Source organism: Gorillibacterium sp. sgz306347, assembly GCF_059735245.1.
In genome coordinates this window covers 1-15,213 of sequence record NZ_JCAPET010000027.1, presented here as the reverse complement: position 1 = coordinate 15,213, position 15,213 = coordinate 1, and the positions used below count along the sequence as shown (strand labels likewise).

The window sequence follows — 15,213 nt, the reverse complement described above, 5'->3', positions numbered from 1 at the left end:
TATAGAGTGGCGAAGCAACTGGAAATCACCCTCGTGCGCAGCTTGATCGGTCGTCCGGAGAAGCAGCGCGTCACTGTGAAGACGCTCGGACTCACCAAAACCAACCAAACCGTTATTCAACAAGACAATCCGTCTATCCGCGGTATGGTCAAGCAAGTGAGCCACCTGGTTGAAGTAAAAGAAATCGAAGCGTAAGCTTGAACCCTAACAACGAAATGCGAACAGAGATACAAGGAGGTGCTTGAGCGATGAAAATTCATGAACTGACTCCTGCACCGGGCTCCACCCACGAACGGAAACGTGTGGGACGGGGTATCGGCAGCGGCACGGGAAAAACGGCCGGTAAAGGTCACAAAGGGCAAAAAGCCCGTTCCGGCGGCGGCGTTCGTCCTGGCTTTGAAGGCGGACAAAACCCGTTGTACCGTCGTCTTCCGAAGCGCGGTTTCAAGAACGTCAACCGCAAGGAATATGCGGTTATTAATCTCGACGATCTGAACGCGTTCGCGGCTGACACGGAAGTGACGCCGGAGCTGCTGGTGCAAACCGGCATCGTGAAGAACCCGAAGGACGGCATTAAAGTCCTGGGCAACGGTGAATTGACAGTAAAACTTACGGTCAAGGCGAATAAGTTTTCCGCGTCTGCGGTTGAAAAAATCCAATCTGCCGGCGGTCAATCCGAGGTGATTTAATGTTTAAAACATTATCCAACATTATGAAGGTAGAAGATCTTCGCAAAAGGATCATTTTTACTCTTCTCTGTTTGATTGTCTACCGGATCGGCAATTTCATCCCTTCGCCTAACATTAATCAGGATGTCCTGCAGATGATGGATGACCAAAGCACCAGCGTATTCGGCTTGATGAACACTTTTTCGGGCGGAGCACTCTTCCGCTTCTCCGTGTTTGCCATGGGGATCATGCCCTATATCACGGCTTCGATTATCGTTCAGCTCCTCTCGATGGATGTCATTCCGAAGTTTGCGGAATGGGCCAAACAAGGAGAGTCCGGACGCAAAAAGATGACCCAGGTCACCCGGTACGGCACGATCGTGCTTGGGTTGATCCAGGGCTTTGGTTATGCCGTCGGGTTTAACAACCTGACTCCCGGTGTCGTCATCAATCCGGGCTTTACCACGTACATGTTGATTGCGGTCGTACTCACCGCGGGTACGGCGTTTCTCATGTGGCTGGGCGAACAAATCACCGAGAAGGGAATCGGCAACGGCATCTCGATCATCATCTTTGCCGGGATCGTCGCCGCTATCCCCACCGGGGTCCGCCAGCTGTATGAACAAATGTTCCAGGACGCAGGCGATGCCCTGTTCCTGAACATCGTAAAAGTCGTCGTGCTGCTGATTGTCATCGTGGCCATCATCGCCGGCGTCATCTATGTTCAGCAAGGCATCCGGAAGATTCCGGTGCAGTATGCCAAGCGCGTTGTCGGTCGGAAAATGTACGGCGGTCAATCCACGCACATCCCGATGAAAGTCAACGCCGCAGGCGTTATTCCCGTCATCTTCGCCGTATCCCTGCTGATGTTCCCGGCTACCATCGCCCAGTTCTTTAACGACAAGGCTTGGGCCCAATGGATCCAGAACAACATCACCATCAACCACGCGGCGGGGCTTGGGATCACCCTGTATGTCCTGCTGATCATCGGCTTTACGTTCTTCTACACCTTCGTTCAAATGAACCCGCAGCAAATGGCGGAACAGATGAAGAAGAACGGCGGCTACATTCCGGGCATCCGCCCGGGCAAGACGACCCAGGTTTATCTCACCCGGGTTATGACCAGACTGACTCTGGCCGGCGCTTTGTTCCTTTCTTTGATCTCCGTGCTGCCGCTCATCTTTACGGATGCGGTCGGCTTGCCGCAAAGTCTGAAAATTGGCGGAACGTCCTTGCTGATTCTGATCGGGGTCGCCCTCGAAACGATGAAGCAAATCGAAAGCCAATTGATCAAACGCCACTATAAAGGATTTATCAACAAGTAACCGTCTCTCGGTCCTTGCTGATTCTCTACGGGAGGTGGCCAACAGTGAACATCATTTTTATGGGACCGCCGGGAGCGGGCAAAGGAACCCAGGCGGAACGGATTGTCGACCATTACGGCATTCCGCACATTTCCACCGGGGACGCTTTCCGGGCGGCCATGAAGCAGCAGACGCCGCTTGGGCTCGAAGCCAAAAGCTACGTGGACCAGGGGCTGCTTGTACCCGATGAAATCACGATCGGAATCGTCCGGGAAAGGCTGCAGGAGAAAGACTGCGAAAAAGGCTTTCTCTTGGACGGTTTCCCCCGTACGATCTCGCAAGCCGAAGCGCTTGATGGAATCATGGAGACGATGGGCCGCAGAATCGAATGCGTGATCGACCTGCTGGTTGACCGCCACTTGCTTCTTGCCCGTCTCACCGGCCGCCGGATCTGCAAATCCTGCGGAGCCACCTATCATGTTCTGTTCAATCCGCCGCAAGCGGAAGGAATTTGCGACAAGTGCGGCGGCGAGCTTTATCAGCGCTCCGACGATACGGAAGAGAAGGTCGGAACCCGTCTCGACGAGTACATCAACAAAACGGCTCCGCTTCTCGACTATTACCGGGCCAAAGGACTTCTGCGGCAGGTAAACGGCGAGCAGGATATCGACTTGGTGACAGAAGACATTCGATCGATCCTGCGGGGTTTCTCCGAATGATTATCTGCAAATCGGCGGCAGAACTGGACTTGATGCGGGAAGCGGGGCGCATAGTGGCCGAAACCCACCGGCTCCTCTCCCAAGCGATCAAGCCCGGCATTACGACCAAAGAGCTGGATCGGATCGCGGAAGACTTCATACGGAGTCGGGGAGCGGTACCTTCATTTAAAGGCTATAACGGTTTTCCTGCCAGCATATGCGCTTCAGTCAACGAAGAATTGGTACACGGCTTTCCCGGCGACCGGAAGTTAAATGACGGCGACATCATCAGCATCGACATCGGGGCGCAGTACAAAGGCTATCACGGCGATTCCGCCTGGACGTACGGAGTCGGGGAGATTTCTCCGCTGGCCCGGAAGCTCCTGGAGGTCACCGAGCGCTCTTTGTACGCGGGATTGGCTGAAGCGAAGCCGGACGCCCGGCTTTTCACCATCTCCCATGCGGTGCAGACCTGTGCGGAGCGCGAAGGCTTTTCCATTGTTCGGGAGTATGTCGGGCACGGAATCGGAGCGAAGCTTCACGAAGAGCCGCAGATACCCAACTATGGACCGGCGGATCGGGGACCGCGCCTGAAGCCGGGGATGACGCTGGCCATTGAGCCGATGGTCAACGCAGGCGAGCGCTACGTGCGGACGCTTGCGGACAACTGGACGGTGGTAACCGTGGACGGTTCCCTGTGCGCCCATTTCGAACACACCATCGCCATTACGGAGGATGGTTACGAAATCCTGACGAAAGTTGGGGAGTGAGCGAATGAAGGAACCGCAACCGGGCCAAATCGTACGCAACCTTCGGGGGCGCGATTATGGCAAGCATGCCGTCGTCGTCGGAATCGTCGATTCTCGGTTCGTTCTGATCGCGGACGGGGACAAACGCAAGTTTGACCAGCCCAAGAAAAAGAACGTCCTCCACTTGGCTTTTCTCGATGAGGTAAGCCGCGAAGTGGCGGACAGTTTGCACGAAACGGGACGTGTTACCAATGGAAAGCTGAGGTTCGCCCTGAATCGTTACCGGGAGAACCAAGAGCAGCTGGAAGCGCAAGAGAGAGGAGAATGACAGTGGCCAAAGATGATGTGATCGAAGTGGAAGGAACCGTCATCGAGCCTTTGCCGAACGCCATGTTTCGGGTAGAGCTTGAGAACGGGCACAAAATTCTGGCCCATGTCTCCGGAAAGATCCGGATGCACTTCATCCGTATTCTGCCGGGCGACAAGGTGACGGTGGAGTTATCGCCTTATGATCTGACCCGCGGCCGGATCACCTATCGCTATAAATAACTGAAGAGCTTTTGAATGAGGAGGAATACCCATGAAAGTGAGACCTTCGGTCAAGCCGATTTGCGAAAAATGCAAAGTCATCAAACGCAAAGGCAACGTCATGGTCATTTGCGAAAACCCGAAACACAAACAAAAACAAGGATAACAAGGAGGTGCATCCCTGAATGGCTCGTATAGCTGGAGTTGACTTACCCCGCGACAAGCGTGTAGTTATCGCCCTGACGTACATTTTCGGTATCGGCAACACGACGGCTCAAAAGATTCTCTCCATGACCGAAGTAAACCCGGATACCCGTGTACGCGACCTTACGGAAGACGAAGTCAGCCGTTTGCGTGACGCTATCGACAAGAATGTGAAAGTAGAAGGCGACCTGCGCCGCGAAATCTCGCTGAACATCAAGCGCCTGATCGAAATCGGTTCCTATCGCGGAATCCGCCACCGTCGCGGCCTGCCCGTTCGCGGTCAACGCACGAAAACCAACGCCCGTACCCGCAAAGGTCCGCGCCGCACTGTAGCGAACAAGAAGAAATAATAAGGGGGGACATCACTAATGGCAAAACCGAAAGCTAAAATTGCACGTACGAAACGCCGCGACCGGAAAAACATTGAGTCTGGCGTAGCACACATTCGCTCGACGTTTAACAACACCATCGTGACGATCACGGATCCGCACGGAAACGCGATCTCGTGGGCCAGCTCCGGCAACCTGGGCTTCAAGGGTTCCCGGAAGAGCACGCCTTTCGCCGCTCAAATGGCTGCGGAATCCGCTGCGAAAGCCGCCATGGAGCATGGTATGAAAACCGTCGAGGTTATGGTTAAAGGACCGGGATCCGGCCGCGAAGCCGCCATCCGTTCCCTGCAAGCCGCCGGCTTGGAAGTTAACCTCATTAAGGACGTCACTCCCGTTCCCCACAACGGCTGCCGCCCGCCAAAACGTCGCCGCGTGTAAGGATCGCTTGGGTAGTATAAATATCCCGAACATGTGAATAATGATGGTGAAGGATAGGCATACTACCAGGTTATTATCCATCTAAAAACCCGAGGAAACGACGTTTCGAAGGAGGGTTCAGTTTTATGATAGAAATCGAAAAGCCGAAAATAGAGACCGTGACCGTAAACGAAGAAGGCAACTACGGCAAGTTTGTCGTGGAGCCTCTCGAGCGGGGATACGGAACGACGCTGGGCAACTCCTTGCGCCGGATCCTGCTTTCTTCGTTGCCGGGTGCCGCCGTTTCGTCCGTGCAAATCGATGGAGTGCTCCACGAGTTCTCCACGATTCCGGGCGTCATGGAAGACGTGACGGAAATTATCCTGAATCTCAAAGGCCTCTCTCTGAAGATTCATTCCGATGAAGAGAAGATCCTGGAGATTGACGCCGAAGGCGAAGGACGTGTTACCGCGGGAGATATCCGGGCCGACAGCGACGTGGAGATTTTGAACCCAGACCTTCATATCGCAACGCTTTCCCCGGATGCACGCGTGCACATGAGAATCCACGCCAACAGAGGCCGCGGATACGTCCAAGCGGACAAGAACAAGCGCGAAGATCAGCCGATCGGCGTTATCCCGATCGATTCGATTTACACGCCGATCACCCGCGTCAACTACACGGTCGAGAACACCCGCGTCGGGCAGGTCACGAACTATGACAAGCTCACGCTTGAGGTTTGGACCGACGGCAGCATTCGTCCGGAAGAAGCGGTAAGCCTCGGAGCCAAGATTTTGACCGAGCACCTCTTCCTTTTTGTCGGCTTGACCGACGAAGCGAAGGATGCCGAAATCATGGTGGAAAAGGAAGAGGACAAGAAGGAAAAAGTCCTCGAAATGACCATCGAAGAACTGGACCTTTCCGTCCGTTCCTACAACTGTCTGAAGCGGGCCGGCATCAACACGGTGCAGGAGCTTATCACCAAAACCGAAGAAGACATGATGAAGGTTCGGAACCTGGGACGCAAATCCCTGGAGGAAGTTCAGGAAAAACTCGAAGAGCTGGGCCTCGGCCTGCGCAGCGAAGAGTAATTCAATACGCATAAGGAGGAGGGAACCTCATGGCATACCAGAAGTTAGGTCGTGATTCCAGCGCCCGGAAGGCTTTGTTCCGTGACCTGGTAACCGACTTGTTTATACAGGAACGCATCCAAACGACCGAGGCGAAAGCCAAGGAAGTCCGTTCCATCGCCGAAAAAATGATCACGCTCGCCAAGCGCGGCGATCTGCACGCCCGCCGTCAAGTGGCCGCTTATGTCCGCCGTGAATCGGCAGGCGACCAGGACGCGATTCAAAAGCTGTTCTCCGAACTGGCGACTCGCTACGCCGAGCGTCAAGGCGGATACACGCGCATCCTCAAGCTGGGCCCCCGTCGCGGCGACGCTGCGCCTATGGTTTACTTGGAACTGGTGGATCGGGCTTAAGAGAATGACGGAAAAGGGTGGACAGAACCGTATGGTTCTGCTCAAGCCCTTTTTTGAATAGTAAAGAGACCCTCCGGGCTCTTTTCTTTATTCGCGGCGACTTCGATCCGCCAGGCAGGCTAGCAGTGAGGTGCATCGCTCATGCGTAAGATCGCCATGACGGTGAGTTACGACGGAACCGGTTATAACGGGTTTCAGACCCAACCGGACGGAAATACCATTCAGGACAAACTGGAGGCATCCATTCGTGTCCTGACCGGGGAGACGGTGAAGGTAAACGGCTCCGGCCGCACCGATGCGGGCGTTCACGCCCGGGGCCAGGTAATCAGCTTCGAGACGGAATCGCGCATTCCGCTCGAACGGTGGTGCCTGGCGCTCAATTCCCGGCTGCCGAAGGACATTGTCGTGAGGACGGCGAGAGAGGTCCCGATGGATTTTCATGTTTGGCGCTCGGTCAAAAAGAAAACCTACCGGTACAGCATTCTGCGGGCCAAATTTCACGACGTGTTTCATCGGACCACCTGGGTGCACCATCCGTCCGCGCTCGACATCGAAGCAATGAAAAAAGCATTGGCTTATTTTCAGGGGCAGCACGATTTTACATCGTTTACGTCCTTGCGGACGGCGGTAGGTTCACACGTGCGCACCATCTTCGAGACCCGGCTTGTCCATGAACGGATCGACGATCCGGAGGATGATGCCGCAGGTGTGATCCACATCTATGTGACCGGCAGCGGCTTTTTGTACAACATGGTCCGCATTATCGCCGGCACGGTGCTTCAAGTCGGGGAAGGGAAACGGACTCCGGAAGAGATCCCTTTGATTCTGGAGGGGAGAAATCGAATGCTGGCGGGCCCTACCGCCGAGCCGCACGGGCTGACCCTGTGGAGTGTCGAATACGAAAATGTGAATTAAGTCTTGCCAATTGATTCGTGTTATAGTAAGATAATTGTTGGTGTTTCAACTGGCTACCCACGGCCCCGAGTTGTGATGCCGCTCTACTTTAACAATGAACAGGTTTTGTTTAACGGATCTTTACGAAGTTTAGGAGGATACGCAAATGAGTACCACATATATGGCGAAACCGAATGAAGTTGAGCGCAAATGGTACATTATCGATGCTGAAGGCAAAACATTGGGACGTATGGCCAGTGAAGCGGCAAGCTTGATCCGCGGCAAACACAAACCGGAGTTTACTCCGAACGTGGACACCGGGGACTTTGTCATCATCATCAATGCCAGCAAGGTCGTTCTGACCGGCAAAAAACTTCAAAAGAAAATGTACTACCGTCACTCTCTCTATCCGGGCGGTTTGAAAGTAACGTCTGCTCAAGACATGCTGAACAATAAACCGGAACGCATGATCGAATTGGCGGTACACGGTATGCTCCCCAAGACCCGTCTTGGCAACAGCATGAAGACGAAGCTGAAAGTATATGCGGGCGCCGAGCATCCGCACGCAGCACAAAAACCTGAAGTTTGGGAACTTCGCGGATAATAAAGGGAGGACAGTTTCATGGCACAAGTTCAATACTATGGAACCGGTCGTCGCAAACACTCGGTCGCACGCGTGCGTCTCGTTCCGGGTGAAGGACGAATCGTAATCAATAAGCGCAGCCTGGACGACTACTTCGGCCTGGAAACGCTGAAGCTGATCGTTAAACAACCGCTGACGCTGACGGAAACGCTGAACAACTACGACGTTCTCGTCATCGCGCACGGCGGCGGAATCTCCGGCCAAGCCGGCGCCATCCGTCACGGCATTTCCCGCGCTCTTCTGAAAGTGGACCCGGAATACCGCGGTTCCCTGAAGAAAGCCGGATTCCTGACCCGCGACCCGCGGATGAAGGAACGGAAGAAATACGGCTTGAAGGCCGCTCGTCGCGCGCCTCAGTTCTCGAAACGTTAATCCGAATTTTTTCGGACATCAAGAGCCATACCCGGCAACGGGTATGGCTCTTTGCTTTTTTTCCATGCTGGGCGTGATGGTCCGTCCAGATCGGTTAACGGAAACAAAGACATACGATGTTCTATTTCGGTCCCGGAGCGGGGCTTTATTTCATTCTAGAAGTTGTTCACACTTTAGCCGAAAAACAATACCCTAATATAGGCAAACGCAACGGAAAAAGGTTGAATGTTTGCGACAAAAAAACTATAATGAGGAAAAAGTTTAAATCCAATAGGAATAGTATGAAAAACGGGAGGCCATTATGAACTTGTTGGAAAAGGAAGCATGGATTCAGCGGGCAGCTGAAGAGCTGGAATCCGCCACGGCAGAACAGGTTATCCGAGCGGCCCTGGAAGAGTTTCCGAATTTGACGCTGGCCTGCAGCTTCGGAGCCGAGGATGTGGTGCTGGTGGATCTGCTGCACAAGGTTGAGCCGGGGGCGGATGTATTTTACCTCGACACCCAGCTTCACTTTGCCGAAACCTATGAGACCCGCGATCGTTTGGAGGAACGCTACGGCAAGAAATTCGTTCAGGTGCTGCCCAAGCTAACCTTGGAGGAGCAAGCCGATCTCCATGGAGCGGAGCTCTGGTCCAGCGACCCCAACCTTTGCTGCCGCATCCGCAAGGTCGATCCGCTCAGCGACATTCTCTCCCGTTATGACGCATGGATTACCGGCATTCGCCGCGATCAGGCGCCGACCCGCGCAAACTCGAAAAAAGTGGAATACGACACCAAATTCGGCCTCGTCAAGTTTAATCCGCTGGCGGACTGGACGTCGGAGCAGGTATGGGCATACATTCGCGAGCACGGGCTTGCTTACAACCCGCTGCATGATCAAAACTTTCCAAGCATCGGCTGCGAGATATGCACCCGTCCGGTCCTTGCCGGGGAAGACCCGCGTGCCGGCCGCTGGGCCGGTTTTGAGAAGACCGAATGCGGCCTTCATAAATAAATTCACGAACGAAACGGAGGACCGCAATATGGCGGCAGCAATCCAGGCTCATGGAGGCACATTGATCAACCGGCTTGAGGAAGGGGAAGAACGGAGCCGGCTTCTGAAGGAAGCCGAGGAGTTGACTTCGGTGCAGGTAGACGACTGGACCGTCTCCGATTTGGATTTGATCGCCGTAGGGGCCTTCTCCCCGCTTACCGGATTTTTGCAGGAAGCGGACTACCGGTCCGTCGTCGAGCGGATGAGGCTTGCGGACGGGACCGTCTGGAGCATTCCCATCACCCTGCCGGTAACGGCCGAGGAGGCCGTTAAGCTGCGCGTCGGGCAGCGGATCGCACTCCGTGGAGCCCGTGACAACACCGTATATGCCGTTATGGAGCTCACAAGCCTGTATGAAGCCGACCAGCGCACCGAGGCGCTTCGCGTCTTCAAAACGGAGGATACGGATCATCCGGGCGTCAAAAAGCTGTTTTCGCGTTCTTCCCTCTATGCGGGAGGGCCGGTTTGGGTCGTCAACCGGAAGCGGCCCGAGAGGTTCGGGGAATTCTATTTCGATCCGAAGGAAACCCGTGCCCTTTTTGCCGAAAAGGGTTGGAAAACCGTGGTCGGGTTTCAGACCCGAAACCCCGTTCACCGTGCGCATGAGTACATTCAGAAAAGCGCCATGGAGATCGTGGACGGTCTTTTCCTCAACCCCCTGGTGGGGGAAACAAAGTCGGACGACATCCCCGCCGAAGTCCGCATGAAGAGCTATCTCGTGCTGCTGGAAAACTATTACCCCAAAGATCGCGTTTTTCTCGGCGTTTTCCCGGCGGCGATGCGTTATGCGGGGCCGCGTGAAGCCATTTTCCATGCGATGGTCCGAAAAAACTACGGCTGCACGCATTTTATCGTCGGACGCGATCATGCCGGGGTAGGCGATTACTATGGAACCTACGAAGCGCAGGAGATTTTCCGGAATTTCACGCCGGAGGAACTGGGCATCACGCCTCTCTTTTTCGAGCACAGCTTCTACTGCACGACTTGCGGCAGCATGGCCTCCAGCAAGACATGCCCGCATGACAAGTCGCATCACATGCACCTATCCGGAACGAAGGTAAGGGCGCTGCTTCGGGACGGAGAATGCCCGCCGAAGGAATTTACCCGCCCGGAGGTTGCGCAGGTGCTGATCGACGGGATGCAAGTGGAGGCTGCAAAAGCATAGCGGCCCGTCTCCTTTTCGGGAGCAAGCTCTTGTCATAACGATCCGCCTTGTCCCATATAGATGAATGGAGTCTATGGGATGAGGTGGATTTTTTATGCGCATCTTTCGCAAGCGGATTGTCATTTGGACCACGCTTTCCGGACGCTTGAAGTTGGCCGGTGTTTTGGCTCTGGCCCTGATCCTGGTAATCGTGTTCGGGTACCAGCTGCCCTCCTCGCATACCGGCTCGCGCTGGAAGCTTCCTTTGTCGGGCAAGGTGATTGCGATTGATGCCGGTCACGGCGGGCCGGACGGAGGGGCGGTCAGCCGCGAGGGGCTGGTGGAGAAAGACGTCACACTGGCCATTTCGCTGTACCTCCGGGACTACTTGCAGCAGGCGGGCGCGGTTGTCGCCATGACGCGGGAAACGGACGTGGACCTGGCGGGAGAGGGGACCAAAGGGTACAGCAAACGAAAGCGGGAGGACCTGGTGAAACGCGTCCAGTTTATTACCGACAAGAAGACCGACATCCTGGTCAGCGTCCATTTGAACAGCATTCCTTCGCCCCGCTGGGCCGGGGCGCAAACGTTCTATAGCGGAAATCATCCGGATAACGCCGGACTGGCCTCGTTCATTCAGGAAGAATTAAAGCGTAACCTGGAAAATACGAACCGTATCGCTAAACCGATCGACAAAACTGTTTATCTGCTGAAAGCCATTAAAATTCCTAGTGCACTCGTCGAAGTTGGTTTTCTTTCCAATCCGGAAGAAGCACGGCTGCTCAGCCAGCCTTCCTATCAGCAAATGCTGGCAGCTTCCGTATACCAAGGGATTTTACGATACGCGTCCGGCGAGAAGCCGCCCGGAAGTGCGCCTGACATCGGTGCAACTCCGCAGGCGGAGCCGACCGGAAGCACAAAAGACCCCGCGTCGGATAAGGAATCTTAGCAGCCGTTCATCGATGCTCCGGGGCCGAAGCGGGAGTTCCCCGCGTTTCGGATTTGAATGCCCGTATGCTATACTTTTCTCGTAAGGACTCCATTTATGGACAAGGCGGGTGCTTTTATGGTGACGAGAGAAGAGGTGCTGGAAGCGCTGTCAACGCTTTCAGACCCGGCGTTTGGGCGTTCAGCTGCAGAGCTTGGCCTCATTCGGGACATCATGATCAAGGAAGGACACTTGGCGCTGACTTACATATGGGCCCTGGATGACGATAGGGAGCAGGAGCGGTTCCGCCAGACCATGGAAGAAATACTCCGTCCCCTCGAGCCGGGGGAGCTTCATGTTCGTTTCCGAAAACCGACGGAGCCGGAAAAGGAGCGGCTGGCAAGCGTTGGCCTAAGCTCCGGTTCGGCCGAAACAGCGGATGCTCCCTCCTCCAATGAAGCCGCGGGACGGACGCCGTTAAAAAAAGGGCTATTGTCACCCGGCTCCGGGACGGCATTCATTGCGGTGGCCAGCGGAAAAGGAGGCGTCGGTAAATCGACCGTGACGGTCAATCTTGCTGCCGCTCTCGCCCGTTTGGGGAAACGGGTCGGCATCGTCGATGCGGATATTTACGGCTTCAGCGTGCCCAACATGATGGGCATTGAAGAGAGGCCGGAAGTGCGGGATGACAAAATAATTCCGGTTGAGCGATACGGGGTCAAAGTGATGTCGATGGGTTTTTTCGTGCAGGAGAACGCCCCGATTATCTGGCGCGGTCCGATGCTTGGCAAGATGCTGCACAACTTTTTTGAAGAAGCGGAATGGGGGGAACTGGACGTTTTGTTGCTGGACCTGCCTCCCGGCACCGGAGATATCGCGCTTGATGTACATCAAATGATCCCCGAAAGCAAAGAAATCATTGTGACGACTCCGCATGCCACGGCAGCTTTTGTCGCCGCAAGAGCGGGGGCCATGGCGGAAAGAACGGGGCATGAAATACTCGGCGTCGTGGAGAACATGGCCTATTACGAAAATCGCCTGGGGGAGAAGGAATACGTTTTTGGCAGAGGCGGAGGCGCAAAGCTGGCCGGCGAGCTGCATACCGAGCTTCTGGGCCAGGTTCCCCTCGGACAGCCCGACCGGCTGCCTGCCGACCCCGATTACTCGCCGTCCGTGTACACGGAAAATTCGGAGACGGGACGGTTGTATACCCAAATGGCCGAGCGGCTGTTGGAGAAGCTGGGGAAATAATGAACGCTGTGCCAAAATGCAAAAGGAACGAAGCGTGTCAGGGCGCTTCGTCCTTTTTTGTTTACCCGATTGCCGCCTGCGATTTTACTGTCCGCCGCCCGCTCCGTCTCCGCTGCTTTCGCCCCCGCTCCCTTCGCCGCCTTTTTTTTCTCCTCCCCCGCCTTTTTCCTGCTGGCCCTGTTGTCCTTGCTGGCCTTCCTGGGTTGCTTTCAATTCTTCAACCGGCTTCGGCTTCGTTTCCTGCTTGATGGCCTGGGCCATCAGCTCCACAAGCTCGGCGCGGAAAAGCGGGCTTTGCAGCGATTCCTTCACGACATCCATCATCGTGAGCCGGAATTGCTGGCCTTTCAAGGTGTTTTCCACCAGTTTGGTATACTCGGGGTCCTTCATTACCTGGACCAGCTGTTTTTGATAAGTCGGGTCCTTCATGAGATCCTTTTGGATCTGCGTGTTTTGCATCTGCAGTGCTTTTGCGAAATCGGCCGCAAACATGGGATCGGAAAAGGTCTGCTGCAGCATCCGGACTCCCTCGGAGCCGGTAAGCGTCTGCTTGACGAACATCTGCATCTGCATGCCTTCTTCGGTATTGAGCGCTGCGGGGGACATTTTGCTGCTTCGGCTGCTGCTTGCCCCTTCCTGAATCGCTTTAGCCGCTTCTTCGCTTTTCAGAATATCGATGACCATGGCTTTTGTTTCTTTATAGTCGGGCCCGCTGGACTGCTCGCCGGATTGGGCCGCGCCGCAGGCCGAAGCCAGCATTAGCGTCAGCGCCGCCGCGGTTATTTTGCTCATGCGCCTCGTCATGATCGGCTCTCCTTCCCTCGGATTGGTGTCCTTATTATCTGCCCCATCCGGCCGTTTATGAAGAGAGAAGCGCGCTTTTTTCTGAGAACAATGGGACTTAAAAACATGGAAAAGCCCGCTTGGGGCGGGCTGAAGAGAACGGGGGAAGCCGGGGCGTTGTTGTTTATTCGCCCGAAGCGCCGCCGCCGGGCTTGGCGGAAGCCTTGCCGGGGGAAGGCGAGACCGGAGCGGGGGAGAGGCTGGGTTCGGGAGCGGAAGGGGACGATCCTCCGGCGCCCTGATCGCCCACTTCTTCCCCGCGAATACCGGCCGGCTCAATCAATTGACCGACGGATACAAAATCGTAGCCTTTGGCTTTTAACGTTTTGATAATGGACGGCAGCGCTTCGGCGGTATGTTTGGCGGCGTCGCTTGCATGGAGAAGAACAATATCGCCGGGATGCGCCTTGGTAATCACGCGGTTGGCGATGCTCTCGGCAGTGCTGCGTTCCAGCCAGTCCTGGGCATCCGTATCCCACTGAATAACGGTATACCCCAGTTTGCTTGCTGCTTGCAGCACACGTTTGTCAAAGTCTCCGTTGGGGAGCCGGAGCAAGCGAGGCTCCCTGGGCAAGAGCTCGGAAAGAATTTTGTGAGCGGTTTGCAATTGGTCCAGGATGTCCGTTTCGTTGAGGGTGGTGTAGTTGAGGTGCTTGTGGCCGTGGCTGCCGATTTCGTAACCGGCGTCGGCAATGGCTTTCACCGTTTCTGGATGCGCTTTGCTCCAGGGCGAGGAAAGAAAAAACGTCGCGTGTTCCACGCCGTTTTGCTTCAAGGTTTTCATGATCGGCTCGGCTTGCTTGTCACCCCAACTGATATCAAAGGTCAGCGCAATCACTTTCTTATCTGTATTTGCATTGAAAACGGCGGAGGGCTGTTTGTCGGCGAATACCGTCAAATTCTCCTTTTCGGCATAAATGATTCCTCCGGCAAACAGCAGCGTTACCGCCATGACGAGCAATTGCTTTAGCTTTTTCCCGTTAAAGACATAAAATCCGTTCACCGATTGTTCAACCTCCTTGAGTTCCGGTCCCCCCGGTCGAATCATGCAACATCCCGCCCCGCCCGGCGAAAAAATCCGGATCAGGTTTGTACCAATGTATGCCCGTCACGGGAAGTTATGACGAGCCCGGTTGAGCTTGTCATAAATTCTTCCGAAATGGAGCATAACTATAAAGCGGCCGGCCGTTGCCGTTATCTTTCGGTTGGGAAGGGGCCAAATCGGGTTATGCTCGGTTTTCTGTTTACGGAAAAAGAATGCCTGGAGTTGGATTACATGCTCCGCAAAGAACTGGACGAAATGATCTACGACCTGAAGGACGACCACTTGAACCCCGAGATCCGGCAAGCCATAGACAAGCGATACCGGGTCGTATTCCGGATGTACGCCAGGTTGGCCTCGCCAAGCGAAATTACGCGCTATGCGCGCAATAAAGCAAAGCCCTGAAACAATTTTCGAAAAAGGTTGACTCGGAGCGGAGAGGTGTGGTACATTATTTCTCGCCGCTCTTTCGGTGTTCGAAGGAAGCCGGCAGCGGTCCTCAAAAAAGTTGATAAAAAAGCTTGCAAATGGGTGGCCGGTTATGATATAGTATAAAAGTCGCTGTTGAGGTTGTGAAAAACCTTGACAAACGCACCAGCCCTTTGAAAACTGAACAACGAGTGAATAAGCAACAAAATAACACGCAAGTGTTTAAGCAATGAGCAAAGCATCAACTTTTCGGA

General features: G+C 54.8%; 22 protein-coding genes. 20 read left to right on the top strand and 2 right to left on the bottom strand.

The window, feature by feature from the left end; genetic code table 11:
- The first annotated feature begins 6 nt into the window (after nucleotides 1-6).
- From rpmD to salA, 19 genes are all read left to right on the top strand, one after another.
- The gene (rpmD, locus tag AC6I6H_RS14885) at nucleotides 7-195 is read left to right on the top strand and encodes a 50S ribosomal protein L30 (protein ID WP_497954683.1); all 189 of its coding nucleotides are present in this window, start codon (nucleotides 7-9) and stop codon (nucleotides 193-195) included.
- Between the two features lie 53 nt (nucleotides 196-248).
- The gene (gene rplO, locus AC6I6H_RS14880; RefSeq protein WP_497954682.1) at nucleotides 249-689 is read left to right on the top strand and encodes a 50S ribosomal protein L15; all 441 of its coding nucleotides are present in this window, start codon (nucleotides 249-251) and stop codon (nucleotides 687-689) included.
- The gene (gene secY / locus AC6I6H_RS14875; protein ID WP_497954681.1) at nucleotides 689-1,993 is read left to right on the top strand and encodes a preprotein translocase subunit SecY; all 1,305 of its coding nucleotides are present in this window, start codon (nucleotides 689-691) and stop codon (nucleotides 1,991-1,993) included. Before rplO ends, secY begins: the two co-directional genes overlap by 1 nt.
- A 44-nt stretch (nucleotides 1,994-2,037) precedes the next feature.
- Nucleotides 2,038-2,691, top strand: a complete 654-nt coding sequence (locus tag AC6I6H_RS14870; protein ID WP_497954680.1) for an adenylate kinase — start codon at nucleotides 2,038-2,040, stop codon at nucleotides 2,689-2,691.
- Nucleotides 2,688-3,440, top strand: coding sequence for a type I methionyl aminopeptidase (map, locus tag AC6I6H_RS14865; protein WP_497954679.1), 753 nt, complete (start codon nucleotides 2,688-2,690; stop codon nucleotides 3,438-3,440). The genes AC6I6H_RS14870 and map overlap by 4 nt, the downstream gene beginning before the upstream one ends.
- 4 nt (nucleotides 3,441-3,444) lie before the next feature.
- The gene (locus tag AC6I6H_RS14860; protein ID WP_497954678.1) at nucleotides 3,445-3,747 is read left to right on the top strand and encodes a hypothetical protein; all 303 of its coding nucleotides are present in this window, start codon (nucleotides 3,445-3,447) and stop codon (nucleotides 3,745-3,747) included.
- Nucleotides 3,748-3,749: 2 nt separating this feature from the next.
- Nucleotides 3,750-3,968 (top strand): translation initiation factor IF-1, encoded by a 219-nt coding sequence (gene infA / locus AC6I6H_RS14855; protein ID WP_023558720.1) that lies wholly within the window; start codon nucleotides 3,750-3,752, stop codon nucleotides 3,966-3,968.
- Between the two features lie 31 nt (nucleotides 3,969-3,999).
- On the top strand, nucleotides 4,000-4,113 hold the full coding sequence (rpmJ, locus tag AC6I6H_RS14850; protein WP_023388342.1) for a 50S ribosomal protein L36: 114 nt from the start codon (nucleotides 4,000-4,002) through the stop codon (nucleotides 4,111-4,113).
- A gap of 19 nt (nucleotides 4,114-4,132) precedes the next feature.
- The gene (gene rpsM, locus AC6I6H_RS14845; RefSeq protein WP_497954676.1) at nucleotides 4,133-4,501 is read left to right on the top strand and encodes a 30S ribosomal protein S13; all 369 of its coding nucleotides are present in this window, start codon (nucleotides 4,133-4,135) and stop codon (nucleotides 4,499-4,501) included.
- 18 nt (nucleotides 4,502-4,519) lie between these two features.
- Complete coding sequence (rpsK, locus tag AC6I6H_RS14840) at nucleotides 4,520-4,918, top strand: 30S ribosomal protein S11 (protein WP_497954675.1); 399 nt, start codon at nucleotides 4,520-4,522, stop codon at nucleotides 4,916-4,918.
- 125 nt (nucleotides 4,919-5,043) lie between these two features.
- A complete protein-coding gene (locus tag AC6I6H_RS14835; protein ID WP_497954674.1) occupies nucleotides 5,044-5,988 on the top strand; it encodes a DNA-directed RNA polymerase subunit alpha in 945 nt (314 codons plus the stop codon).
- Between the two features lie 29 nt (nucleotides 5,989-6,017).
- Nucleotides 6,018-6,380, top strand: a complete 363-nt coding sequence (rplQ, locus tag AC6I6H_RS14830; RefSeq protein WP_497954673.1) for a 50S ribosomal protein L17 — start codon at nucleotides 6,018-6,020, stop codon at nucleotides 6,378-6,380.
- A 141-nt stretch (nucleotides 6,381-6,521) separates the two neighbouring features.
- Nucleotides 6,522-7,295, top strand: a complete 774-nt coding sequence (truA, locus tag AC6I6H_RS14825; protein WP_497954672.1) for a tRNA pseudouridine(38-40) synthase TruA — start codon at nucleotides 6,522-6,524, stop codon at nucleotides 7,293-7,295.
- Between the two features lie 145 nt (nucleotides 7,296-7,440).
- The gene (gene rplM / locus AC6I6H_RS14820) at nucleotides 7,441-7,878 is read left to right on the top strand and encodes a 50S ribosomal protein L13 (protein WP_497954671.1); all 438 of its coding nucleotides are present in this window, start codon (nucleotides 7,441-7,443) and stop codon (nucleotides 7,876-7,878) included.
- An 18-nt stretch (nucleotides 7,879-7,896) separates the two neighbouring features.
- Nucleotides 7,897-8,289, top strand: coding sequence for a 30S ribosomal protein S9 (rpsI, locus tag AC6I6H_RS14815; protein WP_497954670.1), 393 nt, complete (start codon nucleotides 7,897-7,899; stop codon nucleotides 8,287-8,289).
- A gap of 301 nt (nucleotides 8,290-8,590) precedes the next feature.
- Entirely contained in the window at nucleotides 8,591-9,283 is a 693-nt protein-coding gene (locus AC6I6H_RS14810; protein ID WP_497954669.1) for a phosphoadenylyl-sulfate reductase, read from the top strand.
- A 28-nt stretch (nucleotides 9,284-9,311) separates the two neighbouring features.
- Nucleotides 9,312-10,487, top strand: coding sequence for a sulfate adenylyltransferase (gene sat / locus AC6I6H_RS14805; protein ID WP_497954668.1), 1,176 nt, complete (start codon nucleotides 9,312-9,314; stop codon nucleotides 10,485-10,487).
- Nucleotides 10,488-10,581: 94 nt separating this feature from the next.
- The gene (gene cwlD, locus AC6I6H_RS14800) at nucleotides 10,582-11,415 is read left to right on the top strand and encodes an N-acetylmuramoyl-L-alanine amidase CwlD (protein WP_497954667.1); all 834 of its coding nucleotides are present in this window, start codon (nucleotides 10,582-10,584) and stop codon (nucleotides 11,413-11,415) included.
- Nucleotides 11,416-11,532: 117 nt separating this feature from the next.
- A complete protein-coding gene (salA, locus tag AC6I6H_RS14795; RefSeq protein WP_497954666.1) occupies nucleotides 11,533-12,645 on the top strand; it encodes an iron-sulfur carrier protein/transcriptional regulator SalA in 1,113 nt (370 codons plus the stop codon).
- A gap of 84 nt (nucleotides 12,646-12,729) precedes the next feature.
- On the opposite strand, the gene gerD is transcribed toward salA, so the two are convergent.
- Both gerD and pdaB read right to left on the bottom strand, forming a co-directional pair.
- Entirely contained in the window at nucleotides 12,730-13,449 is a 720-nt protein-coding gene (gerD, locus tag AC6I6H_RS14790) for a spore germination lipoprotein GerD (RefSeq protein WP_497954665.1), read from the bottom strand.
- A gap of 163 nt (nucleotides 13,450-13,612) precedes the next feature.
- Entirely contained in the window at nucleotides 13,613-14,491 is an 879-nt protein-coding gene (gene pdaB / locus AC6I6H_RS14785; RefSeq protein WP_497954664.1) for a polysaccharide deacetylase family sporulation protein PdaB, read from the bottom strand.
- Between the two features lie 225 nt (nucleotides 14,492-14,716).
- On the opposite strand from pdaB, the gene AC6I6H_RS14780 reads away from it, so the two are divergent.
- The gene (locus tag AC6I6H_RS14780; RefSeq protein ID WP_497954663.1) at nucleotides 14,717-14,935 is read left to right on the top strand and encodes a hypothetical protein; all 219 of its coding nucleotides are present in this window, start codon (nucleotides 14,717-14,719) and stop codon (nucleotides 14,933-14,935) included.
- Nucleotides 14,936-15,213: the final 278 nt, after the last annotated feature.

What these genes read in the sequence shown, in the direction of transcription:
- rplO (WP_497954682.1), top strand. Translation starts at nt 249, where the DNA reads ATGAAAATTCATGAACTGACTCCTGCACCGGGCTCCACCCACGAACGG.
- secY (WP_497954681.1), top strand. Translation starts at nt 689, where the DNA reads ATGTTTAAAACATTATCCAACATTATGAAGGTAGAAGATCTTCGCAAA.
- map (WP_497954679.1), top strand. Translation starts at nt 2,688, where the DNA reads ATGATTATCTGCAAATCGGCGGCAGAACTGGACTTGATGCGGGAAGCG.
- AC6I6H_RS14860 (WP_497954678.1), top strand. Translation starts at nt 3,445, where the DNA reads ATGAAGGAACCGCAACCGGGCCAAATCGTACGCAACCTTCGGGGGCGC.
- rpmJ (WP_023388342.1), top strand. Translation starts at nt 4,000, where the DNA reads ATGAAAGTGAGACCTTCGGTCAAGCCGATTTGCGAAAAATGCAAAGTC.
- rpsM (WP_497954676.1), top strand. Translation starts at nt 4,133, where the DNA reads ATGGCTCGTATAGCTGGAGTTGACTTACCCCGCGACAAGCGTGTAGTT.
- rpsK (WP_497954675.1), top strand. Translation starts at nt 4,520, where the DNA reads ATGGCAAAACCGAAAGCTAAAATTGCACGTACGAAACGCCGCGACCGG.
- AC6I6H_RS14835 (WP_497954674.1), top strand. Translation starts at nt 5,044, where the DNA reads ATGATAGAAATCGAAAAGCCGAAAATAGAGACCGTGACCGTAAACGAA.
- rplQ (WP_497954673.1), top strand. Translation starts at nt 6,018, where the DNA reads ATGGCATACCAGAAGTTAGGTCGTGATTCCAGCGCCCGGAAGGCTTTG.
- truA (WP_497954672.1), top strand. Translation starts at nt 6,522, where the DNA reads ATGCGTAAGATCGCCATGACGGTGAGTTACGACGGAACCGGTTATAAC.
- rplM (WP_497954671.1), top strand. Translation starts at nt 7,441, where the DNA reads ATGAGTACCACATATATGGCGAAACCGAATGAAGTTGAGCGCAAATGG.
- rpsI (WP_497954670.1), top strand. Translation starts at nt 7,897, where the DNA reads ATGGCACAAGTTCAATACTATGGAACCGGTCGTCGCAAACACTCGGTC.
- AC6I6H_RS14810 (WP_497954669.1), top strand. Translation starts at nt 8,591, where the DNA reads ATGAACTTGTTGGAAAAGGAAGCATGGATTCAGCGGGCAGCTGAAGAG.
- sat (WP_497954668.1), top strand. Translation starts at nt 9,312, where the DNA reads ATGGCGGCAGCAATCCAGGCTCATGGAGGCACATTGATCAACCGGCTT.
- cwlD (WP_497954667.1), top strand. Translation starts at nt 10,582, where the DNA reads ATGCGCATCTTTCGCAAGCGGATTGTCATTTGGACCACGCTTTCCGGA.
- salA (WP_497954666.1), top strand. Translation starts at nt 11,533, where the DNA reads ATGGTGACGAGAGAAGAGGTGCTGGAAGCGCTGTCAACGCTTTCAGAC.
- gerD (WP_497954665.1), bottom strand. Translation starts at nt 13,449, where the DNA reads ATGACGAGGCGCATGAGCAAAATAACCGCGGCGGCGCTGACGCTAATG.
- AC6I6H_RS14780 (WP_497954663.1), top strand. Translation starts at nt 14,717, where the DNA reads ATGCTCGGTTTTCTGTTTACGGAAAAAGAATGCCTGGAGTTGGATTAC.